General features: G+C 60.3%; 23 protein-coding genes, 1 tRNA gene and 2 pseudogenes. 17 read left to right on the forward strand and 9 right to left on the reverse strand.

The window, feature by feature from the left end:
* Positions 1-14 precede the first annotated feature (14 nt).
* Positions 15-950: an alpha/beta fold hydrolase gene (locus ACTFPK_RS05935; RefSeq protein ID WP_274734361.1), complete on the reverse strand. Its 936-nt coding sequence runs from the start codon at positions 948-950 to the stop codon at positions 15-17.
* A 25-nt stretch (positions 951-975) separates the two neighbouring features.
* Complete coding sequence (locus ACTFPK_RS05940; protein WP_274734362.1) at positions 976-2,373, reverse strand: hypothetical protein; 1,398 nt, start codon at positions 2,371-2,373, stop codon at positions 976-978.
* A gap of 273 nt (positions 2,374-2,646) precedes the next feature.
* Between ACTFPK_RS05940 and ACTFPK_RS05945 the strand changes: the two genes are divergently transcribed.
* The 7 genes and pseudogenes from ACTFPK_RS05945 to ACTFPK_RS05975 form a co-directional block, all read left to right on the forward strand.
* Positions 2,647-3,789 (forward strand): hypothetical protein, encoded by a 1,143-nt coding sequence (locus ACTFPK_RS05945; RefSeq protein WP_274734363.1) that lies wholly within the window; start codon positions 2,647-2,649, stop codon positions 3,787-3,789.
* Positions 3,768-4,946 (forward strand): TadA family conjugal transfer-associated ATPase, encoded by a 1,179-nt coding sequence (locus ACTFPK_RS05950; protein WP_274736088.1) that lies wholly within the window; start codon positions 3,768-3,770, stop codon positions 4,944-4,946. Before ACTFPK_RS05945 ends, ACTFPK_RS05950 begins: the two co-directional genes overlap by 22 nt.
* A gap of 173 nt (positions 4,947-5,119) precedes the next feature.
* Positions 5,120-5,737, forward strand: coding sequence for a type II secretion system F family protein (locus tag ACTFPK_RS05955; protein WP_274734365.1), 618 nt, complete (start codon positions 5,120-5,122; stop codon positions 5,735-5,737).
* A complete protein-coding gene (locus ACTFPK_RS05960) occupies positions 5,728-6,288 on the forward strand; it encodes a type II secretion system F family protein (protein ID WP_274734366.1) in 561 nt (186 codons plus the stop codon). The genes ACTFPK_RS05955 and ACTFPK_RS05960 overlap by 10 nt, the downstream gene beginning before the upstream one ends.
* Before the next feature lie 295 nt (positions 6,289-6,583).
* Positions 6,584-6,808: a DUF4244 domain-containing protein gene (locus ACTFPK_RS05965; protein WP_274736089.1), complete on the forward strand. Its 225-nt coding sequence runs from the start codon at positions 6,584-6,586 to the stop codon at positions 6,806-6,808.
* Positions 6,809-6,878: 70 nt separating this feature from the next.
* Positions 6,879-7,490, forward strand: coding sequence for a hypothetical protein (locus ACTFPK_RS05970; protein ID WP_274736090.1), 612 nt, complete (start codon positions 6,879-6,881; stop codon positions 7,488-7,490).
* A gap of 47 nt (positions 7,491-7,537) precedes the next feature.
* A pseudogene (locus ACTFPK_RS05975) lies at positions 7,538-7,903 on the forward strand (Rv3654c family TadE-like protein); the annotation flags it as partial.
* A 23-nt stretch (positions 7,904-7,926) separates the two neighbouring features.
* Here ACTFPK_RS05975 and ACTFPK_RS05980 read toward each other — a convergent pair.
* Entirely contained in the window at positions 7,927-10,308 is a 2,382-nt protein-coding gene (locus ACTFPK_RS05980) for a DEAD/DEAH box helicase (RefSeq protein WP_274736092.1), read from the reverse strand.
* A gap of 168 nt (positions 10,309-10,476) precedes the next feature.
* On the opposite strand from ACTFPK_RS05980, the gene ACTFPK_RS05985 reads away from it, so the two are divergent.
* From ACTFPK_RS05985 to ACTFPK_RS06000, 4 genes are all read left to right on the forward strand, one after another.
* Positions 10,477-12,039 (forward strand): class I SAM-dependent methyltransferase, encoded by a 1,563-nt coding sequence (locus ACTFPK_RS05985; RefSeq protein WP_274736093.1) that lies wholly within the window; start codon positions 10,477-10,479, stop codon positions 12,037-12,039.
* A 129-nt stretch (positions 12,040-12,168) separates the two neighbouring features.
* On the forward strand, positions 12,169-14,895 hold the full coding sequence (topA, locus tag ACTFPK_RS05990; RefSeq protein WP_274736094.1) for a type I DNA topoisomerase: 2,727 nt from the start codon (positions 12,169-12,171) through the stop codon (positions 14,893-14,895).
* Positions 14,896-15,570, forward strand: coding sequence for a dTMP kinase (tmk, locus tag ACTFPK_RS05995; protein WP_274736095.1), 675 nt, complete (start codon positions 14,896-14,898; stop codon positions 15,568-15,570).
* On the forward strand, positions 15,567-16,961 hold the full coding sequence (locus ACTFPK_RS06000) for a DNA polymerase III subunit delta' (RefSeq protein WP_274736097.1): 1,395 nt from the start codon (positions 15,567-15,569) through the stop codon (positions 16,959-16,961). The genes tmk and ACTFPK_RS06000 overlap by 4 nt, the downstream gene beginning before the upstream one ends.
* Positions 16,962-17,049: 88 nt before the next feature.
* On the opposite strand, the gene ACTFPK_RS06005 is transcribed toward ACTFPK_RS06000, so the two are convergent.
* Positions 17,050-18,123 (reverse strand): 2,3-butanediol dehydrogenase, encoded by a 1,074-nt coding sequence (locus ACTFPK_RS06005; RefSeq protein WP_274778269.1) that lies wholly within the window; start codon positions 18,121-18,123, stop codon positions 17,050-17,052.
* 301 nt (positions 18,124-18,424) lie between these two features.
* On the opposite strand from ACTFPK_RS06005, the gene ACTFPK_RS06010 reads away from it, so the two are divergent.
* Both ACTFPK_RS06010 and ACTFPK_RS06015 read left to right on the forward strand, forming a co-directional pair.
* Positions 18,425-19,942, forward strand: a complete 1,518-nt coding sequence (locus ACTFPK_RS06010) for an alpha/beta hydrolase (protein WP_439911314.1) — start codon at positions 18,425-18,427, stop codon at positions 19,940-19,942.
* A gap of 513 nt (positions 19,943-20,455) precedes the next feature.
* A tRNA-Thr gene (locus ACTFPK_RS06015) sits at positions 20,456-20,528 on the forward strand.
* On the opposite strand, the pseudogene ACTFPK_RS06020 reads toward ACTFPK_RS06015, so the two are convergent.
* The 3 genes and pseudogenes from ACTFPK_RS06020 to ACTFPK_RS06030 form a co-directional block, all read right to left on the reverse strand.
* A pseudogene (locus ACTFPK_RS06020) lies at positions 20,518-20,748 on the reverse strand (hypothetical protein); the annotation flags it as partial. The gene ACTFPK_RS06015 and the pseudogene ACTFPK_RS06020 sit on opposite strands and share 11 nt — an antisense overlap.
* A 123-nt stretch (positions 20,749-20,871) precedes the next feature.
* Positions 20,872-21,306, reverse strand: coding sequence for a hypothetical protein (locus ACTFPK_RS06025; RefSeq protein WP_274778271.1), 435 nt, complete (start codon positions 21,304-21,306; stop codon positions 20,872-20,874).
* 113 nt (positions 21,307-21,419) lie between these two features.
* Positions 21,420-22,175 (reverse strand): hypothetical protein, encoded by a 756-nt coding sequence (locus tag ACTFPK_RS06030; protein WP_274778272.1) that lies wholly within the window; start codon positions 22,173-22,175, stop codon positions 21,420-21,422.
* A 66-nt stretch (positions 22,176-22,241) separates the two neighbouring features.
* Here ACTFPK_RS06030 and ACTFPK_RS06035 point away from each other — a divergent pair, with 66 nt between their 5' ends.
* From ACTFPK_RS06035 to ACTFPK_RS06045, 3 genes are read left to right on the forward strand one after another with little or no spacing between them, the layout of a single operon-like run.
* Positions 22,242-22,970 (forward strand): ABC transporter ATP-binding protein, encoded by a 729-nt coding sequence (locus tag ACTFPK_RS06035; RefSeq protein WP_274778273.1) that lies wholly within the window; start codon positions 22,242-22,244, stop codon positions 22,968-22,970.
* A complete protein-coding gene (locus ACTFPK_RS06040; protein WP_274778274.1) occupies positions 22,967-23,740 on the forward strand; it encodes an ABC transporter permease in 774 nt (257 codons plus the stop codon). Before ACTFPK_RS06035 ends, ACTFPK_RS06040 begins: the two co-directional genes overlap by 4 nt.
* Entirely contained in the window at positions 23,737-24,303 is a 567-nt protein-coding gene (locus tag ACTFPK_RS06045) for a TetR/AcrR family transcriptional regulator (RefSeq protein WP_274778275.1), read from the forward strand. Before ACTFPK_RS06040 ends, ACTFPK_RS06045 begins: the two co-directional genes overlap by 4 nt.
* Before the next feature lie 90 nt (positions 24,304-24,393).
* Here ACTFPK_RS06045 and ACTFPK_RS06050 read toward each other — a convergent pair whose 3' ends face one another.
* Both ACTFPK_RS06050 and ACTFPK_RS06055 read right to left on the reverse strand, forming a co-directional pair.
* On the reverse strand, positions 24,394-24,675 hold the full coding sequence (locus ACTFPK_RS06050; protein ID WP_311373466.1) for a type II toxin-antitoxin system RelE/ParE family toxin: 282 nt from the start codon (positions 24,673-24,675) through the stop codon (positions 24,394-24,396).
* A 19-nt stretch (positions 24,676-24,694) separates the two neighbouring features.
* On the reverse strand, positions 24,695-24,994 hold the full coding sequence (locus ACTFPK_RS06055; protein WP_274778276.1) for a type II toxin-antitoxin system RelB/DinJ family antitoxin: 300 nt from the start codon (positions 24,992-24,994) through the stop codon (positions 24,695-24,697).
* A 724-nt stretch (positions 24,995-25,718) separates the two neighbouring features.
* On the opposite strand from ACTFPK_RS06055, the gene ACTFPK_RS06060 reads away from it, so the two are divergent.
* Positions 25,719-26,963 (forward strand): IS256 family transposase, encoded by a 1,245-nt coding sequence (locus tag ACTFPK_RS06060; protein WP_439911315.1) that lies wholly within the window; start codon positions 25,719-25,721, stop codon positions 26,961-26,963.
* Positions 26,964-26,968 lie beyond the last annotated feature (5 nt).

Raw genomic sequence — 26,968 nt, forward strand, 5'->3', positions numbered from 1 at the left:
TGTCTAGCGGCGGCCTAGCGCCGTGCGGACCTTTCAAGCTGGGAAAGGAAATCCAGCACGATATTCGTAAATTCACGCGGGGACTCTTCGGGGATAAAATGCCCGGCGCCCGGCACGGCGATGAGCCGGTAGGAGCCGGTGGCGAAAGAACGGTCATCCGCCCAGGCCCGTTCATTAATCATGCGATCAGCCAGGCCGCGCACCGCCCAGACAGGTGCGTCCACGGGAGTGGAGAGGATATCGCGCCAGGCCTTCCCGGAGGGGCGGCGCCGCCACGTGGCGGTCCAGCGTAATTGTTCAACGGCGCTCGCCGCGGCTTCCGGGAGCCGCATCGCAGCGGCGTACTGTTCGGACTCCTCCGCCGCGCCGTGGCTGTGCGGGGCGGACCATTCCAGGAGCAAACGGCGCATATTGCGCACATCCCCGAGCGCGCGCGGGGAGCGATTCCCCAACCGCGAGGTGAGTAAACCGAGCAGGCCGCGCGGGCGGATACCACGCCCAAAATGCCGCAGCCCGAGCGGGTGTGGGCTGGCCACCGTCACGAGTCCGGTAATAATATCGGGGGCCATCGCCGCCGCCGCCCACCCGAGGGCCACATTGGAGCCGGCCGCCACGATCACCGCCGAGCTTGCTCCCAGGGATTCGGTGAGCGAAATAAGATCCTGGGCGAGTTCCGGCCCGGATTGCACCGACGGAGTTTTATCGCTTCCACCCACCCCGCGCAGGTCGACGGCGGCAACTTCGTAACCGGCCTGCGCCACGGGTTCGATCTGGTGGCGCCAGGCGTACCAGTATTCCGGGTAACTATGCACGAACAGCACCAGCGGGGTGCGAGTCGAGTGACTCCCGGCATAGGCCAGGTGGAATTGCGCACCGTTGGCGGTCACGAGACGATGCTCCCACGGCCCGGGGATCCAGACGCAGGAATTATCGGCGGGAAGTGAGCTCATGCGATACCTTGTTACGCTCCGGTTTTTATTCGTCGCCCTCGGGGAGGCGGTATTCGCGCACCGTGAAAGCCCGGGCGCGCCGCGAACCGAGGGAGCGTGCCCCGTGCGCCGCGAAGCCAATAGTCGCGAGGATCGCGCCCAGCACGATGAACCCGCCGAAAGCAAGATCGTAGGCGAAATGGTGCACGATATTATCCGTAATCGGCTTGTAGCCGCCGATAAGCGAATCCACCCAGTGCACCCCGCGCAGCGCCACAGCGGGAAACGCGAGCCCCACGAAACCGGCGAGCACCAGAGCGCAGCCCCACAGCTGCGCCCCCAGGGAGGAGAGCCGCGCGAGCAGTGCAATAACGACGAGCAGGGCGACGCCGCCGGCCATTTCCACCAGCGCCGCCACATTGACCTGGCCTGTTTCTAGCGCGAAGGGGCGAGCCAGGTGCAGGCGTGCCACCGCGTCCGAAATGAGATACCAGATCAGTGGAAGCAGGAGCAACGTGACCACCGAGGTCCAGATATGGGTCCAGACCCGGCCCTTCGGAGCGTCGGGAATTGGCTCCACTTCCGCGATGTCTCCCCAGGTGCGCTGATCTTCCAGGCTTTCCTCACGTACGGCCGGAAAGACCGGGCCGTCGAACGCCGCGGCGGGGGCTGCGGTGGGCGCTGTTGCCGGTTCTGCGGCGGGTGCACCGAGCTCACCGGCCTGCGGGTAGAGCGCGGTTGCGGTTGCTTCCCCGGAGGCGTACGGGTCTGTGTTGGTGGTGGCGTAGGGATCAACAGCCGCGGTGGCGCTGGATTCCGGGCCTGCGGGCGCTGCGGGAACGGTTGCGGTTACGCCGGCTGCCTGCGCGAGGTTCGCGTATTCGCGATCCGGAGCGGGGGAGGTTCCCGTGTGGTAGCCATCATCGAAAGCGCCTGCCGCCAGCGATTCAGAAACGGAACGACGACGCGGCGCGGCTGGCTCCGGGGTGGATTCTTCCGGTGCGAGTGCTTCCGGAGTGGTGGTCCCGGTGGATTCCCCGAGGGAGGCGGCGGGAGTAGCGGTACCGGCGGATTCCGCACCGGCTGGCTGTTCAGCCTCGCCTTGTTCCGGAGCGGGCTGAGCCGGAGCCGGTTGGTCCGTGGATTCGGGCGTGAGCTCGGGCTGGTGCGCGGATTCGCCTTCGGGTTCGTTCACGGCGGTGCTTGCCGGAGCGGAATCACTCAGAGGGGAGGGCTCGCTAGCGGCTTCCGCAGCGGGGGGAGCCGGCGGGAAGGGAGCGGCGTCGTCGTTCGAAAAAACGGGGGCGGGAGCGGGAGGCTGCGCGGTGGGGAGGTAAGCGGTTTCTTGGTCCGCGAGATGGTCCTCGGCAATGGGCTCGAGAATATCGTCATCATCCAGTGGCCGGCGCGACGCGGTATTGTACGGGTCATTTGGCGTAGACATGGGTCCTCCCTTGATAGTTCTTTCTCAAAGATATGCCAGAAATCACGCGGATGTGGAGAATTTCGGCGGTGTGCCATAAACCGGGCGGCGCGTCACAAAACGGTGCGGCGTGACGAATCGGGCGTGCTGTGACAAATCAGGTTGTGCGCCGCGAATCGGGTTGTGGGCCGCGAATCAGGCGGTACTTATCCACAGATCTGTTCGCGTAGGGGGTTATCCACAGCGGAGTGCTACTCGGATGCGGGCGGGACTCAAACGCGGCACGCTCGGAGTATGACTTCTTCCCGTGATTTATCCCCTGGCCTTTCGGCGCCTAGTGCTCCTGTTTCCAGCGTTTCCCTCTCCGATGTTTCGGGCTCCGCTGGTGCTTCGCCGGCACCTCTCATCTCCGCGATCCCCCGCGAACTCGTCTCCCTGACCTACCAGCATGAGGAGACGGTGCGCGAGGTGGAGGCCGTTACGGAATTGGCAGGAATACAGGTGGCGCGCGGTTCGCCGGGGGTAGCTCCGCCGCCGGCCGTACTCGAATTAGAGGAACTCTCGGCGGCCCTGCCCACGGTCCGCGCGCGTTTCCACCCGGTCCTCGCCAGTTATTTTCCGCGCGGATCAGTGGTCGTGGAACTTCCGCGCCAGGCCGAAGATCTGCTCGAACTAGTTTTGGCGGCCGGGCAAACTCGGCGCGGGCGCATTATCGGGCTGGCCGGGGTGCGCGGCGGGGTCGGGGTATCGATGCTGACGGCCTGGCTTGCCTCGTTGAGTATCACGCGCACCGCCGTGGTAGATGCGGATCCGCTCTCGGCCGGGCTCGAACTCCTCATGGGATTTCAGGAAAAACGCGGGGCGCGCTGGGCTGATATCGCCCAAGCGGAAGGCATGCTCATTCCGCAACGGCTCCGGGCGGCCCTGCCGGCACGCGGGCAACTGAGTCTTCTCAGCGCGGATGTGCGCGGCGGGGCGCCCGCGAATGGAGATGCGGTGCCCCATGCCATCGATGCGCTTTCCCAAGCTAGCGACACCACCTATGTGGATCTCCCGCGCAGCGCCTTGCTGCTCGGGAGTGAGCCGGCACGGTGGCGGGCCTGGTGTGATGCGGTGGTGCTCGTTACCGAGGTGACTGGCCGCGATGCCCAGGCCATCCCCAGAATCCTTCGTGATCTGGGGGAGAGTACTCCGGTGGTGATCGCAGCGCGGTGCGCACACAAAGTGGAGGCACAAGCCTTCGGTGTAGATATCGGCCAGGAGGTGATCCCCGTGCGGCGCCTGCGCGGTTTGGATGAGGACCTCGCGCACGGAGTTGTTGTGGGCGAACAGCGGCGATCCGGGACCGCGCGTGACGTCACGCAGCTCGTCGCGCATCTCGATGCGGTGCTGGGAGGTGGCTCAGGGGTGAATCAATGGACAACACGAAGGAGTTAAATATTGCCCGTACCCGTGGGAACTTGGCTCGTGCCCGCCGGGAGCTAGCCCGCGGCATCAGCGTGCCCGGGGTGCTCACCACCGTGGCACCACACGCCGTTGGGATAAAAAATGTGCTCGGAGCGGCGCGTGATCTAGACGCGGTGGCCCGCGGTTGGGGCCCGCAGCTGCGGCGCGTGATTGAGGACCCCTCCGTCACCGATATTTTGATCAACGGTGGTACCGGGGTGTGGCTGGATCGCGGAAATGGACTGGAACGTGACGAAGAATTAAGCACCCTGCTTTCCGACGCGGGGGAAGTACGCGCGCTCGCGGTACGTTTAGCTGCCGGTGCCGGCCAGCGTTTGGACGACGCCGCGCCCATTGCCGATGGCACCTTCTCCAATGGAACGCGCCTGCATGCGGTCCTCGCTCCACTGGCCGCGGAAGGAGCCGCGATCTCGCTGCGTACCCAACGGGCCCGTACCTTTACGCTCGCTGAGCTTCAGGCCGCTGGCACGTTCCCCGCAGCGCTTATGCCGGTATTGCGAGCCCTGGTGGAGCAGCGCGCTAACGTCATGGTGGCCGGCGCTACCGGATCGGGGAAAACCACATTATTAGCCTCGCTGCTCAGCTGCGTACCGGCCACGGAACGGCTCATCATTATTGAGGAAGCTTCGGAATTACGGCCCGCACATCCGCATGTGGTGCACCTGCAAATCCGCCGCCCCAATGTGGAAGGCCACGGTGAAATTACCATGAGCCAATTGGTGCGGGCCGCCTTGCGGATGCGCCCGGATCGGATCGTGGTGGGGGAATGCCGCGGAGAAGAAGTGCGTGAAGTCCTCACCGCGCTCAATACCGGGCACGAAGGCGGTTGGGCGACCATCCATGCAAATTCGGCGCGCGATGTTCCCGCCCGGCTCGTCGCTCTCGGGGCATTGGCAGGAATGTCCGCCGCGGTGGTTGCCGCTCAGGCGGTCGCGGCCCTCGATGCCGTTATTTCCATTGAACGCCACGGGCCAATCCGGCGCATTACCCGCGTGGCGATCCTCCACAGCCGCAATGGCGTTCTTGAAGCCCCGGATGCCTTGGCGATCAGTGCCGATGGCACTATTCGTGCCGGTCCCGGATGGGCCACCCTGGGCTCACGCTTAGGGCTGGAGGAACCGTGGTAATTCTGGTGGTGCTCGGCGTTCTTCTGAGCGTCTGCACGTATGCTGGCGTGCCGCGGGGCCGCGCCAGCAAGACGGCGTTTCGCTCACTTTTCTCTCGGAGAAGTGACATATCCCGGTGCGGCAGGCGTGGCGGGTGTCGCCGGCGTGGCAGCCGTGTCAGGCGCGGCCCGCGCGTGCCACGGGGCCGGAGCAAGCGTGACCCCCTACCCGGTTTTGACGCCGGCCTGCTCGCGGTGGAAGTCGCGGCCCGTATAGATTCGGGCGCTGATCACCGCCGCGCGTGGCTCACCGCGCTCGCCCGCTTCGAGCCGAATAGGGAAAGCTCAGGAGCCGGTGGGGACAGTGAGCTTCGGCGTGACCCTGCCGGTCAGATTGACGATGTCGGAGTCCCGGTACTCCTCCGGGAACTATGGGAACGGGCGCCCCGCAATCCGCGCCGCGCCCGCGGCCTCCTCGGTATCCCCGCACTCATAGCGGTGTGCCGACTCACCCACCACACCGGAGCATCTGCAGCCCGCATTCTCGAGAACTGCGCGGCGGCGCTCTCCGAATCCAGCGATGCGCTAGGCGAGCGCCGCATCGCGCTAGCCGGACCGCGTTCAGCCGTGAAAATGCTGGCCGCCATGCCACTTTTCGGCATGTTATTGGGTTCATTCTTTGGAGGTAATCCCGTGACTTTCCTTGTCGGTACCGTGATCGGGCGATGCTGCCTCGCGCTGGCGCTCATATGCGAGGTGACCGGAATCGTATGGATGCGTCGTCTCGTACGGAAAGCCGAGCAATGGGGCTAATCCTGTGTCTCCTGGTTCTTCTTCTTGCCCGGGTGTGGATGCCCGCTGCCGGGCAGGGGGCGGGTAGGCAGGATGCCTCATCCCGGCCGGGTGTGGCGCAGCGATCCGGGCGGCGCTTACCGCCCTCCGACCCGGCGTTTCTGGCCGATCTCGCGCGGGTGGCTCTCTCCTCCGGGGCCTCACTTCCGGCCGCGCTCGAAGCGGTATCTTTCGCCGTCGCTGAAGAATATGCCCACCTTGATATCGGTACGACGGCGCAGCTCCTTCTGCTGGGCGCCCCTTGGGCCGAAGCGTGGGACGGAATACACCCACGCGCCGAGCTGCTGCGCGAGGCCCTCCAGCCAGCTTGGGAAAATGGGGTAGCTCCGCTCACCCTGCTTGGCACAGCTGCCCGCAGCTACCGGCGTCGTCGTTCTAGAGAAGCGCGCCGCGCGGCGGCCGAACTTGGAAATAGCCTCGTGGTGCCTTTAGGTGTGTGTTTCCTACCGGCATTTATCCTCGTGGGAATTGTTCCGGCAGTGGCTGGCGCAGCCATCGGTCTCTTCCAATAAAAACAGGGCGAACGAAGCCGGCTAAAGAAAGCCATATGGACGAAGCTGGGGCGTGGTGGGGTGCCAGGCTCGTTCCCGCTTCATCCCCTGTATCCCCAGGACGCTCAGACGGGGCAATTATCCACAGGCACGCGGGCGCTGGATGCGGGAGGGAGCGCAGCGCGGGAGACTGACAGCGCCGGATCTAGCACGTTCCGAGCAGCCCGCAACCCACCCCCGGGCGGCGGGCGGCGAGGTCCGGCACCACCTAGCCATAACCACGGCGTAGTTCGTCGCAAATAAGAAAGGAACCATTATGACCACGGCAGTCAGCACCCTCAGACCAGCTCTCCCCACCCACCCGGGCAGCATTTTCCGCGAGGGGAAATCCCATCCGGAAGCGGGGATGACCACCACCGAATACGCCGTCGGAACGCTCGGCGCCTGCGCTATTGCCGGCATCCTCTACTGGCTCTCCCAGCAGGACTGGATGCGTGAGCTTATCGCGGGGATTTTCCGGCGCGGACTCAATATCGCCTAAACCAAAGTCCCGGGTATCCACCGGTGCCGGTGGGAGGCCCGCGGCTCCACCGAAAAGAGAAAGATCCGTCATGATATCGAAGCAATTCCCCGAGCAATGCCAGGAGTTACCTTCTTTCCCGCGGGGCGGGGCAGGTGAGGGTGCTCTTATCGCCAACCAGCCCACCCAGCGGCCCCACCGGGCCCTCCGGTCCCACCGGTCGCGGGAACGCCGGCGTTTGTGTGCGCAATGCCATGAGGTCATTGAGGCACGCGGGCACATTGCGGTTCCCTGTGCTTGCCGCCGTCGAGAGATCCGTTCCCGCAAACTCTCCCGCATCTTGCGTCGGCCTTACGGGGCTGAGAACCGGGAAGCTGGCATGGTCACGGTAGAAGTCGCCCTCGGGATTGTCAGCACGCTTATTATCGTGCTGCTCGCACTCGGGGCGCTGAGTGCCGGCGCCCAATATCTCTCTCTGCGCGGTGCCTCCCACGATATTGCAGTCCTTGCCGCACGCGGAGAAAGTGAAGAGGCATTGCGCGCTCGCGAACTCCCACCCCGGGCCATGCTGCACGTGCAACGCGCGGAAGACCACGTGAACGTGGTGGTGCGGGCCCAGGCAGCCGGTCCGCTACGGGCCCTGGGTATCACCATGGAAGCACGTACCTCGGTGGATGTGGAACCCGGAGTGCTGGGAACATGAGAGTCTCCTGGCGGGATAGTTGGCGGGAATGGCACCGGCTCTATCTGATGTGCCGGAGGGAAAGCCGCGCCCGGCACCGGGATCCGCCCCGGGCCTCTGAGCGGGGAGCGGGAACGGTACTCGCGGTCGGGGCGATGGCTCTTGTGCTTGCCTTGAGTGGGGTGGTGCTCACCGTTTTCACCGTGGTCATTGCACGAATGGATGCCCGTGCCACGGCGGACGTTATTGCCCTGCAAACAGCCGAGCGGGTGATCAACCAGGGCTGGTCGTTAGCCGAAGCCTGCACCAAGAGCGAACGCAGTGCGCAGCGCAACGGCGCGGTTATCGAAGAATGCAGTGAATCCGAAGAAATATTTTCGATTCGGGTTCGCACCCGCGCTCGCGCGGTGCCGGTCGCGGTCCGGGTGACATCGCGCGCAGGCCCCATTGATCGGGGTCACGGTTCCGGCGCCGTGCCCTCCAGCTCATCCAGTGCGCAACTCAGGGCGCTGAGCACCAGCACCGCGCCCTCTTTCCACAGGGGATCATTGTTATTACCGCATTTCGGGGACTGGACGCAGCGCGGGCATCCGCTCTGGCACGGGCAACCGGCCACGGCATCGCGTGTGGCGCGGATCCACTCCCGGCCGGCCCGATATCCCCGTTCGGCACAGCCCGAACCGCCGGCCGCAGCATCGTGGACAATCACGGTGGCAGCTCCGGTATCCGGGTGGTACGCGGTGGATAGTCCTCCCACATCCCATCGGTCGCAGATCGCGAAGAGGGGAAGTATTCCAATTGCGGCATGCTCAGCAGCATGCAGAGCACCGGGAACATCCGCGGGAGGGATACCGAGCGCCTCCAGGTCCTGGGATGACATCGTCCACCATGTCCCGCACGTCTCCATACTGCGCTCGCGCGGAGTAATGGGGTGAAACCCGAGATACATGCCATCACGGGCCCGGCGCAGGTGGTATCCGACAACCCGATTGAATACCTCCACATCGCCCCACGCCCAGGTCCCAAACCGGGTTGCGGTACTGGAACGCGAATGGAGGATCTTCACGGTTGTCTCTTCGGAGGCAAAAGTCCGCAGATCATCCCGGGGGCGATGCCGCACGAGAGCCACCTCGCCGTCACATGTTTGCACATCGAAAGGAACACCCTGATGTATATAGATAGCCCCCGGGTACACGGTGGTATCTGCCCGTGCGGCATCCACGGTCCCCAGAATGTTTCCGTCTTCCTCATCAACAATGGACACGGTGCTTGCCTCACCGCGCAGATCCACCAGGTCGTGGGCGCTCAGCCCCGCATGCCCCCAGAACCACCCGCCGGGACGGCGGCGCAAGAGCCCCTGTTCGCTCAATTCGTCGAAAAGCGACGTATCGGAGAGCCCAAAAATTGCGGCATCTGCTTCGCTAAGAGGATGCTCAGCGGCGGCCGCGCACACCTGCCCGGTCAAAACATTCGGATTGAGCGGATCGAAAACGCTGGCCTCCGCCCCCGCGCTCAGTACCGTATCCGGATGGGCCAGAAGATACTGATCCAAAGGATTCGAGGTTCCGATAAAAACAGCCAGCCCCGAACTTCCCGCCCGTCCGGCGCGCCCCGCCTGCTGGTTAAAAGAAGCCGTGGTTCCAGGCCACCCGGTGATAATAACCGCGTCCAGCCCGGAAATATCGATACCCAATTCCAGGGCATTGGTTGTTGCCACGGCTCGCAACGCTCCGGACCGCAGTCGTTGCTCCACATCACGGCGTTCCTCAGGAAGATACCCGCCGCGGTAAGCCGCCACCGCCTGAGCCAGGGGATTGTGTTCCTCGCGCAAAAAATCTTGGGTCAGCTCGGCTACCCGTTCGGTTCCGGGCCGCGAACGCACGAAGGTGAGAACGCGCGCCCCTTCCGCCACGAAACGAGCGGTGAGAGCGGCCGCCTCCACAGTGGCCGAGCGTCGCGCGATATCTCTCTCACTTCCCTGTACTTCCCCGGAAAGAACATGGCCGGTTTCGTCGTCGGCCACAGGAGAGCATTGCCACAGGGCCACGGTACATTCGCCGCGCGGAGAGGCGTCATCCGTTACCGCTTCGATAGGGCCAAAGGCTGTTCCGATGAATCTGGTGGCGGTTTCCTGGGGCTCGCCTGCGGTTGCCGACAGGAAAACAACGGTGGGCCGGGCGCCGTACAGCGCCGCGATACGCAAAATCCGGCGCACCACATGGCCAACGTGCGCCCCGAACAATCCCTTATACGAATGAAATTCATCGACGACGATCATCCGCAGCCCGCGCCAGATCCGCTGCCAGCGGTCTTTCTGGGGAAGCATCGCGTGATGCACGAAATCAGGGTTGGTGAGCACAATATCGGCATGGTCGCGCGCGAAGGTTTTTTCTTCCGCGTCGGCATCCCCGTCCGCGGTCGCCACCGTGATCCGGGAATCGACATCTCGCGCCAGGGCCCGCAGCGAGGTGTATTGGTCCGCGGCCAAAGCCTTGGTTGGGGAAAGGTAAAGCACGGTGGGAGGAGCGCTCACCCGCGCCAAACTCGTCGAGCTACGCGGGACCAGCATCTCGGTGAGTGCAGGCACCCACGCCGCCAAAGATTTCCCCGAACCGGTTCCGGTCGCCACCACCGTGTGGGTACCCGCGTGAATGAGATTCGCAGCGCGGACCTGGTGTTCCCACAGGTGTGGCACGCCGTGGTTAGCGCAGGCACGCATCACCTGCGGGCTGACCCACGCGGGCCACCCGGCTACTCGCGCGGGGCGAGCATCTTGTTTGCGCAGCGCCACCAACTGTCCCGCGGTGGCGGATTCTTCAAGAACGGAAAGGAGGCGCATATGTGTAGTGTGCCCGATGGAGCACCCAAGACCAAAGAATTGAAGGCCAAAGAACTGCGAGCCGTAGAGCTGAGGGCCAGAGATCTAAGGACCAAAGAAAGCCGCCCGAGTTCCCGTTTCCCTACCCGGGGCTTTCCTCAACGCGGCCGGGCAGTTTACTGTTATGGCATGGAGCTCTTTGTCCCGGGCGCCCCCGAGCGCCTCGCCACCACGTTACGTCAAGATCTCACAGGTTATACCACCGCGCATATCTCTACCCTGCTCGGCCCCGAGGCTACCGCCGCCATGTGCCGTGAACAGCGCATGTGTGCACTTCTCGCATGTGAAAAAGTGTGTCACCAGGGTGCTACGCCGCATACCGAAGCGGAAATACTGGCCTGCCAAGTCCGCCTCCTTATTCTCGGGGATACCTTGAGCGCGGAGGAACTCGAGGGTGCCTTTCCCGCCACTTTCGGTGACCGGGTAACGCGCGATGCGCTGCTCGCGGTCAGCAACGCGGGATATCGGGCCCGTTTTCAAGTGGTTCCCGTTCCGCTAGACATTACTCGGAAGGGCACCCGCCGGATCACCCGCACCGAGGTGCTCATCGCCTCCGATTTTGGGGAACTAGCCGGCCGGGTCCCCGGAGCCCACCACGTTATGCCGGTGGGTGGGGCCACCCGCACTCTCGCAAATATCGTCACCTATACCGGGGGCCGGGTTCTAGATGTGGGAACCGGATGCGGAATCCATGCCATTAGCGCAGCGCTGCAAGGCTGCGAGGTGGTCGCCACCGATATTTCTGCGCGAGCTTTGCAATTCGCCGCCCTAAATATCGCGCTCGCGGCCGTGCGGGTCGAGTTGCTCCAGGGTTCCCTTTTCGATCCGGTGGAGGGGCGTTTCGACACCATCGTGTCCAATCCGCCTTTTGTTATCACCCCCGCTGCCGTCCGGCAGAAAGTCGATTTCGAGTACCGTGACGGTGGATTCGGTGGGGATACACTCCTGTCCGAACTCATCTCCGCCCTTCCCGCCCACCTCACAGATACCGGCACTGCCTATATCTTGGGGAATTGGGAAGTGGAAGATGGCTGTTCCTGGGATACTCACCCGCAGGTGTGGGCCCGGGTGGCGGGCCTCGATGCCTGGTTCATTGCGCGCGATGAAGTCGATCCAGCCCACTATGTAGAGATGTGGCTCCGCGATGGTGGCCTGCGCCCGCGCGATACCGGATACGAGGATGCCTACCGCACCTGGCTCGATGATTTTGCCGCGCGGGGGATACGCGCGATCAGCCTGGGTTACGGGATCTTGTCACACCCGGCTGCCGCTCGCGAACCCATGATCCGCACCGAGGAAATACCGGGCCGCCCCCAGGGCGATATCCGCCAGCATATTCAGCGGGTCTGGAAGAACCGGCACCTGGTGGCCGCCTCCGATGAGGACTTAGCACAGCGCACCCTGACTCGAACCGAGGTGATCGAACACCGTTTTTACGATCCGGGGGCGGCAGATCCGCTGCGCATTGTTCTCGCCCACACGGGTGGATTCCAGCAGACCCTCCCGGCCGATTCCCAAGTTGCGGCCTTCGTGGGCGCCTGCGATGGCGAGTTGAGCGTGGGTGCCCTGTGCCAGGCGATTGCGCGTATTTACGGAGAGGAAAGCGCGTCGGTCCAAGCCCGTCTCCTTGAGATGGTGCGCGAGCTGATCGCCACCGGGCTATTGACCGAGGGAACGGGAACCGAGATCTAGGAGATAGGTTGAGAGCTCCCGTGACGAGCATCGGTTTTCGGCGCGGGCGTGCTACCGTGTGACAACAGGGCACAAAATATGTGTCGGAGGCGTGGTCTGGTCACGCCGTGAGTAGTGAGGGATGCAGTTGTGACGAAGCTGGTTATCGTGGAGTCTCCCGCCAAGGCGCGCACGATCGGCAGGTACCTGGGTGAAGATTTCGAGGTGCTGGCGTCCGTAGGGCACATTCGAGACCTGCCGCAGCCCTCGGAATTACCCGACAATATGAAGAAGGGCCCCTACGGGCGCTTCGCTGTTGATGTGGACGGTGATTTCTCGCCCTACTACGTTATTTCTGCCGGGAAGAATAAAACGGTTGCCGAGCTGAAGAAAGCTTTGAAGAACGCCGATGAACTCTTCCTGGCAACCGATGAGGACCGCGAGGGAGAAGCGATCGCCTGGCATCTCTACGAGGTGCTCAAGCCGAAAGTTCCCACCTCGCGCATGGTCTTCCATGAAATCACTCCCGAAGCGATCTCCCGTGCCCTGGAAACACCCCGCGCGCTCGATACCCAGTTGGTAGACGCCCAGGAATCGCGCCGTATCCTTGACCGCCTGGTCGGTTACGAAGTTTCGCCCCTGCTGTGGCGCAAGGTCGCCGCGGGGCTTTCCGCCGGTCGCGTCCAATCGGCCACCACTCGCCTTGTTGTGCAACGCGAACGCGAACGCATGGCTTTCGTTTCCGCATCGTATTGGGATGTGACCGCCACCTTTGGTTCCGCCGAACAATTCGAGGCAGCCCTCCATTCCCTCGACGGTGCGCGTATCGCGTCCGGTAAAGATTTTGGCGACGACGGCGCACTATCCGCCAAGGCGACTAAGGAAGGTGTACGGGCCCTCAACGCCGAGCTGGCTGGCCAGCTGGCAGAAACACTCGAAGGCGCGAGGGGTACGGTACGCACCCGCGAGGAAAAGCCGTATCGCCGTCGCCCTGCCGCACCTTTCACCACCTCGACTTTGCAGCAGGAAGCCGGGCGTAAACTACGCCTATCTTCGCGTCAAACAATGCGTATCGCCCAGTCGCTCTACGAATCGGGCTATATCACCTATATGCGTACCGATTCCACGAACCTGTCCGCGCAGGCAATCAGCGCGGCCCGTAGCCAAATCAAGGAATTGTACGGGCAGGCCAGCTTGCCGGAAAAGCCGCGTTTCTACGGTAAGAAGGCGAAGGGCGCGCAAGAAGCACACGAAGCTATCCGCCCGGCCGGCGATCATTTCCGCACTCCGCAGATGGTGGCCGGTGAACTCTCGGGGGCGGATTTCCGACTTTATGAACTTATTTGGAAACGTACCGTTGCGTCCCAGATGGAAGACGCGCGCGGGCAGACGGTCTCTCTGAAAATTGATGTGCCGGTCGGCGGTGCGGCCGGAGCGCGCACGGCCACTTTCTCCGCATCTGGCACGGTGATTACGTTCCCGGGGTTCCTTGCCGCGTACGAAGAAGGCCGGGATGCCAATCGCTACGAAGCCACGGATGCGGCCCGGCTCCCGGACGTGAAAGAAGGGGAGGAACTGCCGGTGAGCGCCCCGCAGGCCACCGGCCACGAAACCCTCCCTCCGCCGCGGTACACCGAAGCATCGCTGGTGAAGAAGATGGAAGAACTGGGTATCGGGCGTCCCTCGACCTACGCTTCTACGATTTCCACCATTACTGATCGCGGGTACGTGGAGCATCGCGGTCAGGCGCTTGTTCCTACCTGGACGGCTTTCTCCGTGGTGCGTCTCCTGGAAGAAAATCTCCCCGACCTGGTGGATTACGATTTCACCGCCCAGATGGAAACCGACCTCGACCGGATTGCGGAGGGCAGCGGGGATCGGGTGACCTACCTGTCGAAATTCTGGCGCGGAGATGGCGATAAGCCGGGCCTGGAGGGCCGGGTGGAATCCCTCGGAGATATTGATGCGCGTGCTATTAACTCCACCGCCATCGGGGAGGGGATCACCCTGCGCAATGGGAAATACGGGCCTTATCTGGAAGTGGAAGGCTCCGATAAGCGTGCTTCGGTGCCGGCAGGCATGGCACCCGATGAAATGACGGTGGAGGCCGCCCGCGACATCCTGGAGAAGGCATCCTCCGATGGGCGTGAACTGGGCGAGGATCCCGAAACCGGGCGCCGCGTCGTCGTAAAATCCGGGCGTTTCGGGCCGTACGTGACTGAAATTATTCGCGAGGGTGAAGTCGCGCTTACCCCCACCGGAAAAATCTCCAAAAAAGCACCTAAGCCGCGCACGGCGTCGCTTTTGAAATCTATGCAACCGGAAACTGTTACGCTCGAAGATGCTCTGCGTTTGCTGCATCTGCCGCGCGTGATTGGGCAGGGCGAAGACGGGGTGGATATCACCGCAACGAACGGGCGGTACGGTCCGTATATCACCCACGGGAAAGATACCCGCTCGCTGGAAACCGAGGAGCAGATTTTCACGATTACCCTGGAGGAAGCGCAGGCTTTGCTGGCTCAACCCAAGCGGCGCCGCGGGCAGGCAGCAGCGAAGCCCCCGCTTAAGGAACTGGGAACCGATCCGGTGAGCGAAGCTCCGGTGGTGCTCAAGGAGGGGCGCTTCGGGCCCTACGTGACCGATGGGAAAACGAATGCCTCTCTGCGCAAGGGCGATGATGTAGAGAACATTACTCCCGAGCGTGCCTACGAGCTGCTCGCAGATCGGCGCGCGAAGGGCCCGGTGAAACGGCGTACAACGGCGAAGAAGAGCACGGCGAAGACCACCGCCGCGAAGAAAACGACGGCGAAGAAGAGCACGGCGAAAAAGTCCAGCTCGAAAAATTCCGCTTCCGGATCGACCACCGAGAAGGCATAAATGCGCGGGGTGTTCATTACCTTTGAAGGTGGGGATGGAGCTGGGAAAACAACCCAGTTGCAGCTGCTTGCCGCGGCGCTCTCCAAGCGGGGGTATACCGTTGTGCAAACCCGGGAGCCGGGGGGAACCATGCTCGGAACCCAGATTCGGGAGCTGCTCCTGCACGGGGGTGCGGTCAGCCCGCGCGCCGAGGCCCTTCTTTATGCCGCGGATCGCGCCCAGCACGTCGCATCTGTTATTCGCCCAGGCCTGGAGGCTGGGGCGGTGGTGCTCTCGGATCGCTATATTGATTCCTCCCTGGCCTACCAGGGTGGGGCGCGCGAGCTCGGCGCGGGCATCCGGGCGATGTCCGAGTGGGCTACCGAAGAACTCTGGCCGGACCTCACCGTGCTCCTCGATATCCCGGAAAACGAAGGTTTAGCGCGGGCGGACGACGGCCAGTATGACCGCATCGAGGCGGAAGGCCGCGAGTTCCACCGAGCGGTTCGTGAGAATTTCCTCGCGCTCGCGGCGGCTAATCCGGAGCGCTACCTGGTGCTCAATGCGCGCGAGACTGTTGCTGATCTTGCCGCGCAGATTATTGCGCGGGTGGAAACTCTGCTGGCAGGTCTGGAAGATCGGGAACATCTGGCTGATTGCGGTGCGTGTCAGCCGGCCGCGGGAGAATCCTTATGAGCGTTTTCGATGCGCTTATTGGCCAGCGTCCGGTTGCCGAGCTCTTGCAGCGGGCGGCCTGGGCCTCGCGGATCGGTGACCCGCAGCTGCCCGGTCCGGTAGTCGCCGCGGCCGATGCGAGCGGCGCAGCCAATGTGACCGCTGCTACCGATGCGAGCGGAGCTACCGATGCGACGAGCGCGGTGGATGCGGATCCGGCTGCGGGTTTAACTACGGCACCGGATGTTAGTACGACGGCGGATATCAGCAGCGCGGCGATGGCCCAAGCATGGTTGGTTACCGGACCGCCCGGATCGGGGCGGTCGGTTGCGGCGCTGGCCTTCGCGGCTGCCGTGCAATGCACGGGTGCGGTGCCCGGCTGCGGGTACTGCCACGCCTGTACCACCACGCTGGGCGGTACCCATCCTGATGTGATCCGAATGGACCCGCGCTCGGTGACGATCTCGGTGGAAGAAACCCGGTCGCTGGTGGCCTCTTCCTATACGTTCCCCTCGGTGGGCCGGCGGCGCATCATCATTATTGAAGACGCGGACCGTATGCTGGAACGCACCACGAATGTGCTTCTCAAAGCAATTGAGGAACCCCCGCGCGATACCGTGTGGATTCTTATTACCGCCTCGCCCGAGGATATGCTTCCCACGATTCGCTCCCGGTGCCGCCACGTGGCCCTCCAGGTTCCCAGCGTGGAGGCGGTTGCCCAGCTCCTGGCCGGAGAATTCGGCGTTGATGAACGCACGGCTCGCGCAACCGCACGCATTGCCCAATGCCATATTGGGCGTGCGCGTGCCTTACTACGGGACCCGCAGGTTGCGGCAGAACGCGCGGCGTTGCTGCGGGAAACTCTCGATTTGGGTGGAACATCAGATGCGGTGCTCGCCGCTCAGCACCTCCTCGAGCACTACCCGGCCAGCGTGGGTGCGGCGTCGAAATCCGCAGGTTCTAGCACCGCGTCGAAAAAAGGGGCGAAGGCGGAAACTGAACCCGATACCGAGCTTGCGGAATTCCGGGCGAGTATTGGGTTGGGGGAGAGGGATAGCGGTTCGGCGTCGCAACGTGCCCAGATCCGCGCTTTTGAGGAACAGCGAAAAAAGCGGGCGGTGCGGGAGGATCGTGACTATCTGGACCGGGCCATGCTCGATGTGCTGGCGCTCTATCGTGATGTGCTAGCGGTGCAGGTCGATGCCGGCGTCGACCTCATTAATGCCGATTTCGAAACACAGATCATCGCGGCTGCGGCTGCCTCCACCCCGGAACTCTCGGTGGCGCGGATGGACGCGGTGGCGCGGGCGCGGCGGCGCTTGGCCGCGAACGTTGCTCCGCAGCTTGCCCTCGAAGCGATGTTTATCGAGCTCGCTTCGCCGTTGCTAGCGCAACCATCTCAAACAAACTAGCGGGCCGGCAGCAACCTTTCCTCATCTTCCCGTGAGAGATCGGTTCTGTACCGGCCCGCCAGCTTGACGTTACCCTTATTTCATCGGGTTACTTCATTGAGACGAGGATTTTCACCTCGCCCGGGTTGCCCCGCAGGCGCTGGTAGCCATCCTCGACAATGCGATCAGCGGTGATCTTCGAGGTGATGAGCGGCTCCAGGTTGACCTTGCCTTCCTGCACCAGCTTGATGGCCGGTTCGTGATCATCACAGTAGCCAATGCACGCGCTGATGGAGCGTTCGGGCATCATAATGGCTCCCATAAGATCCAGCTCGAAGGGATGGACGTGCAGCGCCACCACTTCGAGGTGCCCGCCGGTGGTGAGCACGCTGAGAAGCTGATCGGCCACCGCGGCAATGCCGGCGCAATCGAAAGCGAAGTCCGCGAGTACGCCGTCGGTAAATTCCTTCACCTTCTCCAGCAGATCCTCTTCCGCCGGGTTGACGATAAGATCAGCAACCCCCACTTCCGTGAGCTTCGCGCGGCGAATTTCGGAGGGCTCGGAAACGATGGTTTTCACGCCGTAGGCCTTGAGAACCGCGGCGGTGAGCAGCCCGATAGGTCCGGCCCCGCCCACCACGGCAACCTTGCCTGCAGCCTTCCCGAAAGCGGCGCCAGCGTGCGCGACCGCGTGATGGCCAACGGAGAGCGGTTCAATAAGAGCGGCCTGGTCCAGCGGAATATCACCAACGTTATGAACCCAGCGTTCTTCCACTACGATCTTCTCAGCCAGGCCGCCGCCGCGCCCGGAAATTCCAATGAATCCCATCTTTTCGCAGAGGTTGTACATGCCCTTCTTACAGGCCGGGCATTCCCCGCACACCATAAAGGGTTCCACGGCAACGCGATCCCCGGCCTTCACCTTGGTCACACCCGCGCCGACTTCATCGACCACACCGGAAAATTCGTGACCGAAAACCACCGGAAGGGTTTCCCCGGAAAGGGGGTGCGGTTCATCGGTCGAGGGAGCCGGTGGCATGACTCCATCAAAATACAGATGCAGATCAGAGCCGCAAATACCGTTGTATGCCAGGGAAATCTTCACGGTTCCCGGCTGGAGTTCAGGTTCAGGAATATCCTCAAGCCGGACATCTTCCTTGCCGTAGTAGCGAATAGCCTTCATTCTTCCTCCTTTGTATGGGCACGCTTGCATAGCGCGCACGTGATACCCATCTACCTGCCGGGACGTTCCGGCACACCCCTTGCATCCGCGGCCTTTCACGGCGGCGCCAGTGGACACCGTTCAGTGGCGTTGAAGATAAACGGCCGCGATACCCCGAAGGCGTGTAGTGAGCATCACATTCAGTGTGTCAGAGTGTGTGCACCCGCGCAATGCCTCGGACGCGAATATGCAGTAATTGCACGGCTAGCGAAATTACCGCGGCCTCCTGCCTATTACCAGCTTGCTCCCGTACGCTAGACACGTGAAAAGAACTCTTGCTGCTCTCGGCGCCGTGCTGCTTTTAGTCTCCGGGTGTGCCAATAATGCCCTGGTGCGTGGCGGCACCCCCGATACCTCCACCGGTGCGCTGCCGGAGTACCCGGCGCAGCTCGCCCGGTTCTATGAGCAGCAGGTGGAATGGACCTCCTGCGGTAAAGACCAATGCGCTCGCGTCCAGGTTCCCATGAATTATGAGGATCCGGAGGGGGCGACCATCGAATTATCGATGCGTAAACAAGAGGCGAGCGGTAGCGCCGTCGGCTCTATTTTTATTAATCCTGGTGGCCCGGGTGGTTCGGGTCTTGATTTATTGCCCACGGCCTCGATTTCCCTGGGTGCGGATGTCGTCGAAAAATATAATGTCATTGGTTTTGATCCGCGCGGGGTGGGCGAGTCCACCCCGATTACCTGTTTCACGGATGCGGAATTGCAGCAGCTCGTGGATACCACCTACCCGGATTCTGATCCGGAGGCGGATGCTAAGCAAGCCGCGGATGCGCAGCGGGTGGCGCAGCGCTGCAAGGAGAAAAACGGCGAATACCTCAAGTATGTTGATACCCGTTCGGCGGCGCGGGATTTGGATGTGCTGCGCCACCTGGTAGGGGATCGTTCGCTCAACTACCTGGGCTACTCGTACGGCACGTTCCTCGGGGCGCAGTATGCGGATCTTTTCCCTGCTCAGGTAGGCCGCATGGTGCTCGACGGTGCCGTCGACACCACCTTGGGAACGGCCCGCCTCGCCACCGATCAAACGCGTGGTTTCGAAGAATCCGCGCGCCGTTTCGTGGAATGGTGCCAGCGGGAGCAAGGCTCGCGGTGCCCGTTGAAGGGGAGCGTGGATGAAGGCATCGCGCGTATGCGCAGTATTATCGACGCCGCAATCGCCACTCCCATCCCCACCGGGAACCCGAGTATGCCGCTCACGGGAGCTCAGGCCCTGTCAGCATTTACCATTCCGTTCTACAGCAAGATGCTGTGGCCGGTGCTGATGGAGGGCATTTCCGAGTTTGATAAGCAGAATAAGGGCACAGTTCTCCAGCTCATCGCCCTAACCGGGCAGAGCCGCGATCCGGGCGACGGGCATTTCCTGGATAATTCCACGGAGGCGAATTGGGCTATTAATTGTGCGGATTATCGGCCCGCCACGGATGCGGAGCTTGAGGAAGCTTCGCGGGCCACTAAGGGTGGCCCGTTGCTTGGGGATGCTTACGCGGGTTCGGATCTGTGCCAGGTGTGGCCGACCCAGGCGAAAGAGAATCCGGGGCCCTTCCGCGCGGCAGGCGCGGCGCCCATTATCGTGATCGGCACGAAGTACGATCCGGCTACCCTGCAGGCGTGGGCGAAGTCGCTCGCTGAGGATTTGGAATCCGGCGTGCTGGTGACCTGGGAAGGTGATGGGCATACCGCCTTCGGGACCGCGGGGCGGTGTATTGACGATCCGATTCGGCAGTTTTACCTCACCGGGGCGGTTCCGGATAATCTGAATTGCCCGGCGCGCTAGCGTGGTGATGATAGCCGGGGTAGGTGCGTAATATCGGCCTATCGTCCCAGGTCATCATGGAATTACTGCATATTTCACGATGTTACGGTGCCGTAGTGAAGTTGTACACATAAATAGGGAACGCAATTCTTTGCTCCCTTAGCAGCGGGGCGTTATGCTTGTATGTGCTGACGCGGCCGGGCTTGAATAGGCTTTCAAGCAGGGCTGATCGTCGAAAAACTTTATAGGCCTGAGCCGCCGGTTGTGGTGGTCGGTGTGCTCATCTGGGGATGTTGTAATCCCCATGTTGCTCCCCGAGGCGAGTTCATGTGACTCTCGCTCCGGGGAGCAACACTTTTCTTTCCGTTCCTTTACTTTTTACGACGACGCCGCTCCTGCCGCAGGGTGGCCCCACCCCGCTCTCAACGTTCGCTAGCTCACGGCGCCCGGGTTTGCGTGCCAGCGCACCGGCCGGGTAGTATGCATCTGTTGCCTTGTGAACTGGCCGCATGCGTGGCTAGCCGCAGGTAGCGTGCCACCTTAGCTCAGTCGGCAGAGCGATTCACTCGTAATGAATAGGTCGAGAGTTCGATTCTCTCAGGTGGCTCGGGCATGACCTCACCGGCAAGTACTGCGCCTTCACCGATGTAAGAGCCTTCAAAATCGAAAGGCTTAGCCGGCGGGTCCTCCAGACGAGTGGCCGGCAGGCCCTTCGCCAGTTTTTCGTTGAGCGGGTCAGGTTTCGCACCAGCCCGCACCCGCCGCCCGCCACGGTTTGTGCCGTCCTTTGCCGTATTTTCTGTATCCTTTAGCTTGCTAAAATAAATACAATAGTAAAATTACCGCGACAAAAAGGGGATCAGTCGGTGTCAAGCACCGGTCATCATTCCCTCGATAGGGCATGGTCGTTCAAAATACCCGTTCCATACAGACAATTCCGTTTGCGACAACTAATACGGGTATATGGGCCTGTTTTCGACAAAAGATTCGAGATGGTCAAATATGACCGTGCCGTCAACCGCGATAACGATACGCGCTGAGAGAGTATTGCCGTTAAAGGGGTCTTTTTCGTCTTTACCGAACTCGTCTCCGTACCATGTTACTTTGAGGTCATCAGCAGTCAGCTTTCGGGGAGCAGTTACTTTGTAGCGGTGAGGTTCGTCAGGTTTAACATCCACTTTGGAGTACGTCAAGACATGAACATCGTCCGCATCTTGCCATATAGAGACAGTGTCGTAAAAGGATTCAATGGAGCATATAAAATTTCCCGGAATAGGTTCTCCCGGCGAAAGTCGAAATGGACCTTCCTGGGTGGAGCATGAGGTAAGGAGACCGGTGAGGAACATAAAACCTGCGGCAATCAGCCTTCGTTTATATTGCTTCACCGCGGTCTCCTTACCCCTAGCACGTAACGCTCAACTCATTGATATGGTTTTACCCTACTGCCCCGACTAATCGTAACCCGCGAAGCACACCGGAAGTAGCGGCAAACATTTCGTCAAAAGGTGCGGCAAGACATACAACGAAGACACCAACGGCTCCCACCATATAAGCACCCGTTACCAAGAACTTTTTGAAGCCCGCTCCCGGTTCCCCCCGGCGCAAGCTTATAGGTAACCACTACATTCATGAACGCCTCAACGCCACTGCCTTGCGGAGCTAGGTTTCCCGATTCAACCATAAGCTCAACAGCGAACTCATTCGCGTTAGTTGGCACGACCCGGTAAGAAATTGTTCCTTCCTTGACTGATGCCGCGATCGATTTCAGGCACCGTTCATAATCTAAATTATTTCCGATATCTTCGATTTCAAAAGCGGCACTGCTACCAGAAATGGCGCTACTCGTTTCAGCTGTCAAGTTCCCCGCTTTATCAACCGAAACATTGATGGTACCGTCCCACTCAGAAGCGGTATTGACCGTTTCAGACACAGTGACTTCTACATCCACGTTATAAACGCCGCCTCGAATCTGAATCACCGGTACGGACACTCCGTATTCCCAGGTGAATCCAATAAATTTGGAGAATAATCCAAGTGGTTCAAGAACGTATTGCGCGAAAGCTTGTTTCGCAGCCTCAATGAGGGTATCTCGATTAAGCTTCTCAAGCTCTTCTGGTGAATACTCATCCTTCGGCTCGAATTCACGAGTTCCTTGATCTCGCCCAGAATATGCGTTCTTATCAAGAGGGAAAGATGGCGAGGAATCAAAAGTGAACTCATGGAACTGAAGATGAGGGTAGAAGCCGTCGCGCATGCGAGTAGTGACTAAGTGTTCTCCAAACCGTTGCTTTCCTCATTTTGCGGGGGTAGTATTTCGCACATGAGAAATTCAACGAGCGTTGGATTCGTGTTGAAGGCGCGAGACTTACATGTTCGTCGCGGTAAAACCTCAGTTTTACGCGGCCTGAATTTTGACTTGTCGCGGGGTTCCATCACTGGACTTTTAGGCCCCTCCGGGTGCGGCAAAACTACGCTGATGCGTTCAATCTTGGGCGTCCAACGGATCACCAGTGGATCGATAGATGTTCTCGGGCTGCCCGCGGGAGCGAAGGCTCTGCGGCACAAAGTGGCATACACGAGCCAATCGCTTTCGATATATCCAGACATTAGTGTTCGTGATAATGTTTCCTATTTCGCTAGGCTGGTTGGGGCCAGCCGTGATGATGTTGAGCGGGCCATCAGCCGTGTGCAGTTGAAAGACTACGCGGCACGGCCAATCACAAAGCTGTCGGGAGGCCAGGCGAACCGTGCTTCGCTGGCCTGCGCCCTGGTTGGCCATCCAGAAGTACTGGTGCTCGACGAACCTACCGTCGGCCTTGACCCGATAACCCGCCAGGAGTTGTGGCAAGTATTCCGAGGTTTCGCGGCCGAAGGGGTTACCTTGCTCATATCCAGTCACGTAATGGACGAAGCCTTGCATTGTGACGAAGTGTTGTTCATGCGGGAAGGCAAGTTCTTGGCGCATGAATCTGTTGCGTCCGTTCAGGCTCGCACCGGAACCAACAATCCAGAGGAGGCTTTTCTCGCTCTCATTAAGGAGTCCGAATGAGTGTCACCCGAACCATTCACCGACCTTCGCCGTTCGCAACCGTTGCCCGTATCATTTGCCAGTTGAAGGCCGATCCCCGTACCGTCGGCCTGATCCTGGTAGTGCCCGCTCTGCTGTTGACGCTGCTCTATTTCGTATTCGTCGATGTCCCCGTTGCTCCCGGCCAAACGCCTCTATTCAACACGATTGGCCCCATCATGCTTGCGGTGTTACCGATGCTGCTGATGTTTATCGTCACCTCAGTGGTAATGCTCCGTGAACGAGCATCCGGCACGCTAGAGCGCGTCCTCACCACCCCACTAAGCCGATGGAACCTGATTGCTTCGTACGGGGCCGTTTTTGGGTTCTTATCCGTTGCTCAGTCATTGATCCTCGCTGTTCTAGTTTTGGGTCCGATGGGCGTGGAACTCTCGGGGCCGTGGTGGGGGCTCATAGTAGTGGCGCTACTTGACGGCCTATTCGGTGTTGCCTCTGGCTTATTGGCGAGCGCCTTTGCTCGCACGGAGTTTCAAGCCGTGCAGTTCATGCCTGTTTTCGTTGCCCCTCAGATCTTTCTTTGCGGTCTTTTCGTGCCCGATGAGCATATGCCTGCCCTACTGGCTAAGGTTGCAGACGTGCTCCCGATGACGTGGGCTGTCGATGTAGTGCGGCAGACTCTGGAATCCAGCTCGCTATCTTCGGAGTCGTGGCTTCGTATTGGGCTTTTAGCTGGAGTCATCCTTCTTGCCTTGTTACTCGCCTCGGCAACCATGCGAAGGAGTACGAAATGACCAAAATTTCCAAGAGCGCACAGACGCGCAAACGCTTACTGGATGTAGCAGAGGAGCTTTTCTCACAGTTTTCATTCGACTCTGTTTCTGTACGGAAAATAGCTGGCAAAGCTGGCGTAGACGCATCGCTGATCAATCATTACTTCGGCTCTAAGGAAGGACTTTTCAATAAGGTTCTGGATCGTATCGTCCAGCCAAGAGAAGCCGCAACGCATATTAGCAGTCTGCCCAAGGAGCAGTGGGGATGTGAAATCGTGCGTTACGCAGACACGATGTGGTGCTCTCCGTCAGGAAAAGCCATTCTTGCTTTATTTCGACGGGCAATGGCAAGCAACCCAAACGTGCTACACAAGGCGACAGAAACGTTATTGATAGACCGCATCCTAAATCACCTCGATAGCCCCGACCGCGAACTGCGCATTTCGCTCATTCTCAGTCAGATGGCGGGAATCATAGTCGCGCGATACGTCGTCAAAATTGAACCCCTTGCCAGCTTGACTACCGACGAACTCGTATCTCTAGTCGGCCCCACGATTCAGCGCTATCTCACTGGTGCGCTGTAGGCTAAAGCATCCTGAGTGTTAGCGACGGCCGAAAAGTAGCCCACCAGTGGAGAATTGGATGGGTGATTTTCACCGGACTCGAATTGTCACTTACCGACGAAATAGCTCGTCATGAGATCCGGTCCGTTGAAAATAGGCAAACTTGCGGTCAGTTTTCCAGATAACTAACCTGTAGCCTGCATTCGCAACGTGGCACTCATTGCTACCATCCCATTCGCCAGAGAGTTTATGCATCCGGTGCCTGCGTTTCAGGATTTTAATAGATTCTGGTGTATTGTCCAGGACCAGGTCAACAACAGATTCCAGTTCTGAAAGGTTCCATTGGCGTTTGATGGCTTTCTTTTTAGGTCTCTGCTGAATGTCGAAGTGAATTTCGCCTGTAGGTGTCTGCTCATGTCAAGGCTGTGTCGATGAGGTCGCGGCCAGTCGCATAGCTTTCACCGCTGCCCGAGGCGATCATCTCCTGCGTCTCGCGGATAGCTCGAAGGCTCTCTTCATTTGGGCGCTTGTAATCGAAAGACAGAGGAATCGAGTTGGTATTCACCATTTCGGTGAAAAACGCCCGCACGACGGAGGACAGGTCGAGCCCGTAGGATTCCACGACACTTGCCGCACCATTTTTCAACTCGCTATCAAGACGGATAGTAAGACTACTCGATACCATTTCTCTCCCCTCAGTCTTGGATTGCACCTACAGGTTATTGTGTTTGTTAGTGCAAAAGCTAGTGTTTATATGTCCGTCTAGTTACCATGAAATTGTAAGCGGCGGTCGAAAAGTGGCCCAGTTACTTAGCGTGTATGAATGAACCACCCAATGATGAGAACTACGAGCGGAACCGTGAAAAGTAGAAAGAGCCCAAGAGAAATCGGCGGCAGTTCATATGCGTGTGGGAACAGGGCCCCGCACCTGGCCGGTGAATGCAGTAGCAGGCCAAGAGTGATAGAGGACAGCGCTGAAAATAAGGACAGTTCGTGCTTACGCGTAAGCGTTCCAACTAATGTGAGAGATACGAGCGTGAATAACAGGCAGGCTACTACCAAAGCAGTGATGACGCCGCTCCCGAGGAATAAACCGGCCAATGTCGTCAGGAAGCTCATTTCTAATATGGCTGCAAAAGAGGTAGTAGCTACACTTGCTTTGCCCACGCAATAAAACAATCCGATGGCAACAAACTGGGACGACGCTATAAGCGTGACGTACTTGATTAGAATCGCGATTCTTGGTGGAAATAATGGCCGGTGCTCGCGATTACGCTTGTCCAATTCTCGCCTCCGTAGCATCTCACGAGGGTTGCGTCCGTTAGTGTGGTGTATCTGTATCCCGCGGTGATCCTCGTGTCGGCATGCACAAAGGCGACCATCGCGGGTACTTTTCGAATCAACTCTTACCTATCCTCGAAAGGAGATACCCCGCAATGGCCGCTGACCCCCATCATATCGACCCGGCAACCTACCTGGGCGAACTACTCACCCAAGCATCCCCCGACCTGATGCGTCACATGCTCACCGATTTCATCAACCAGATCCTGTCCGTCCAAGCCGACAGTATCTGTGGAGCGAACTATGCAACACCCTCCCCGGACCGTGTCAACAGGCGCAATGGTTACCGACACCGCCAGTTAGACACCCGCGTTGGAAGCCTGGATATCGCTATCCCCAAACTACGTACCGCTTCCTTCTTCCCTGACTGGCTACTCGAACGCCGCAGCCGGGCAGAGCGCGCGTTGACCACCGTGATTGCCACCTGCTACCTCAAAGGAGTGTCTACCCGACGCATGAACGACCTGGTAGCCACGCTCGGCATCACTAACCTCTCCACATCACAAGTCTCGGACATGGCCAAAGACCTTGACGCGACCGTCAACGATTTCCGTACCAGGCCTTTAGACCAGGGCCCTTACTATTACCTGTCCTGTGACGCGCTGACCATGAAAGTACGTGAAGGTGGACGCGTGGTGAAAACCAGTGTGCTGCTGGCTACCGGCGTCAATAAGGACGGATATAGGGAATTACTGGGCATGCAGGTTGCTACAGCGGAATCTACCGCGTCGTGGACCGGGTTTTTCCGTGATCTTATCGCCCGTGGCCTTGAGGGTGTTTTCCTGGTGACCAGTGATGCTCACCTGGGTATCCAGGCAGCGGTCAGTGATTGTTTACCGCAGGCAAGCTGGCAACGCTGCCGGACCCACTTCGCGAAGAATCTTTCATCCATGGTCTCTAAGACCCAGTGGCCTACATTATCGGCAATGTTCCACACGATTTTCAGGCAACCAGATGCTGCTAGCGTGTGGGGGCAAGCCCGGGACGTGGTCGAGTTTTGTTCGAGGAAGTTTCCTCATGTTGGGGACTATCTGGAAGAATCCCTTGACGAGATTCTCGCGTTTACCGCTGCTCCTGAAACAATATGGACCAAGATCTGGTCGAATAACCCGACCGAGCGGCTTAACCGTGAGATTCGTAGGCGTACTGATGTTGTGGGTATTTTCCCTAACCGGGAGTCGGTGGTCAGGCTGGTCGGAGCGGTTTTAGCTGAGCAGCATGATGAATGGATTCAACAAAAGCGGTACATGTCGTTGGCGAGTCTGGCGCAAACCAGGGATGTTATCGCTCGTGGTGTTATCGACGAGAAGACTATTAGTGGGAAGGAAATTATTGCTTGACCTGT

The organism is Actinotignum sp. UMB0459, assembly GCF_051905915.1.
Lineage (GTDB): Bacteria > Actinomycetota > Actinomycetes > Actinomycetales > Actinomycetaceae > Actinotignum > Actinotignum sanguinis.

What these genes read in the sequence shown, in the direction of transcription:
- tmk (WP_274736095.1), top strand. Translation starts at nt 14,896, where the DNA reads ATGCGCGGGGTGTTCATTACCTTTGAAGGTGGGGATGGAGCTGGGAAA.
- ACTFPK_RS06030 (WP_274778272.1), bottom strand. Translation starts at nt 22,175, where the DNA reads ATGCGCGACGGCTTCTACCCTCATCTTCAGTTCCATGAGTTCACTTTT.
- ACTFPK_RS06045 (WP_274778275.1), top strand. Translation starts at nt 23,737, where the DNA reads ATGACCAAAATTTCCAAGAGCGCACAGACGCGCAAACGCTTACTGGAT.
- ACTFPK_RS05970 (WP_274736090.1), top strand. Translation starts at nt 6,879, where the DNA reads ATGATATCGAAGCAATTCCCCGAGCAATGCCAGGAGTTACCTTCTTTC.
- ACTFPK_RS06000 (WP_274736097.1), top strand. Translation starts at nt 15,567, where the DNA reads ATGAGCGTTTTCGATGCGCTTATTGGCCAGCGTCCGGTTGCCGAGCTC.
- ACTFPK_RS06040 (WP_274778274.1), top strand. Translation starts at nt 22,967, where the DNA reads ATGAGTGTCACCCGAACCATTCACCGACCTTCGCCGTTCGCAACCGTT.
- ACTFPK_RS05945 (WP_274734363.1), top strand. Translation starts at nt 2,647, where the DNA reads ATGACTTCTTCCCGTGATTTATCCCCTGGCCTTTCGGCGCCTAGTGCT.
- ACTFPK_RS06035 (WP_274778273.1), top strand. Translation starts at nt 22,242, where the DNA reads ATGAGAAATTCAACGAGCGTTGGATTCGTGTTGAAGGCGCGAGACTTA.
- ACTFPK_RS05965 (WP_274736089.1), top strand. Translation starts at nt 6,584, where the DNA reads ATGACCACGGCAGTCAGCACCCTCAGACCAGCTCTCCCCACCCACCCG.
- ACTFPK_RS06060 (WP_439911315.1), top strand. Translation starts at nt 25,719, where the DNA reads ATGGCCGCTGACCCCCATCATATCGACCCGGCAACCTACCTGGGCGAA.
- ACTFPK_RS05940 (WP_274734362.1), bottom strand. Translation starts at nt 2,373, where the DNA reads ATGTCTACGCCAAATGACCCGTACAATACCGCGTCGCGCCGGCCACTG.
- ACTFPK_RS05980 (WP_274736092.1), bottom strand. Translation starts at nt 10,308, where the DNA reads ATGCGCCTCCTTTCCGTTCTTGAAGAATCCGCCACCGCGGGACAGTTG.
- ACTFPK_RS05935 (WP_274734361.1), bottom strand. Translation starts at nt 950, where the DNA reads ATGAGCTCACTTCCCGCCGATAATTCCTGCGTCTGGATCCCCGGGCCG.
- ACTFPK_RS06005 (WP_274778269.1), bottom strand. Translation starts at nt 18,123, where the DNA reads ATGAAGGCTATTCGCTACTACGGCAAGGAAGATGTCCGGCTTGAGGAT.
- ACTFPK_RS05960 (WP_274734366.1), top strand. Translation starts at nt 5,728, where the DNA reads ATGGGGCTAATCCTGTGTCTCCTGGTTCTTCTTCTTGCCCGGGTGTGG.
- ACTFPK_RS05985 (WP_274736093.1), top strand. Translation starts at nt 10,477, where the DNA reads ATGGAGCTCTTTGTCCCGGGCGCCCCCGAGCGCCTCGCCACCACGTTA.
- ACTFPK_RS05950 (WP_274736088.1), top strand. Translation starts at nt 3,768, where the DNA reads ATGGACAACACGAAGGAGTTAAATATTGCCCGTACCCGTGGGAACTTG.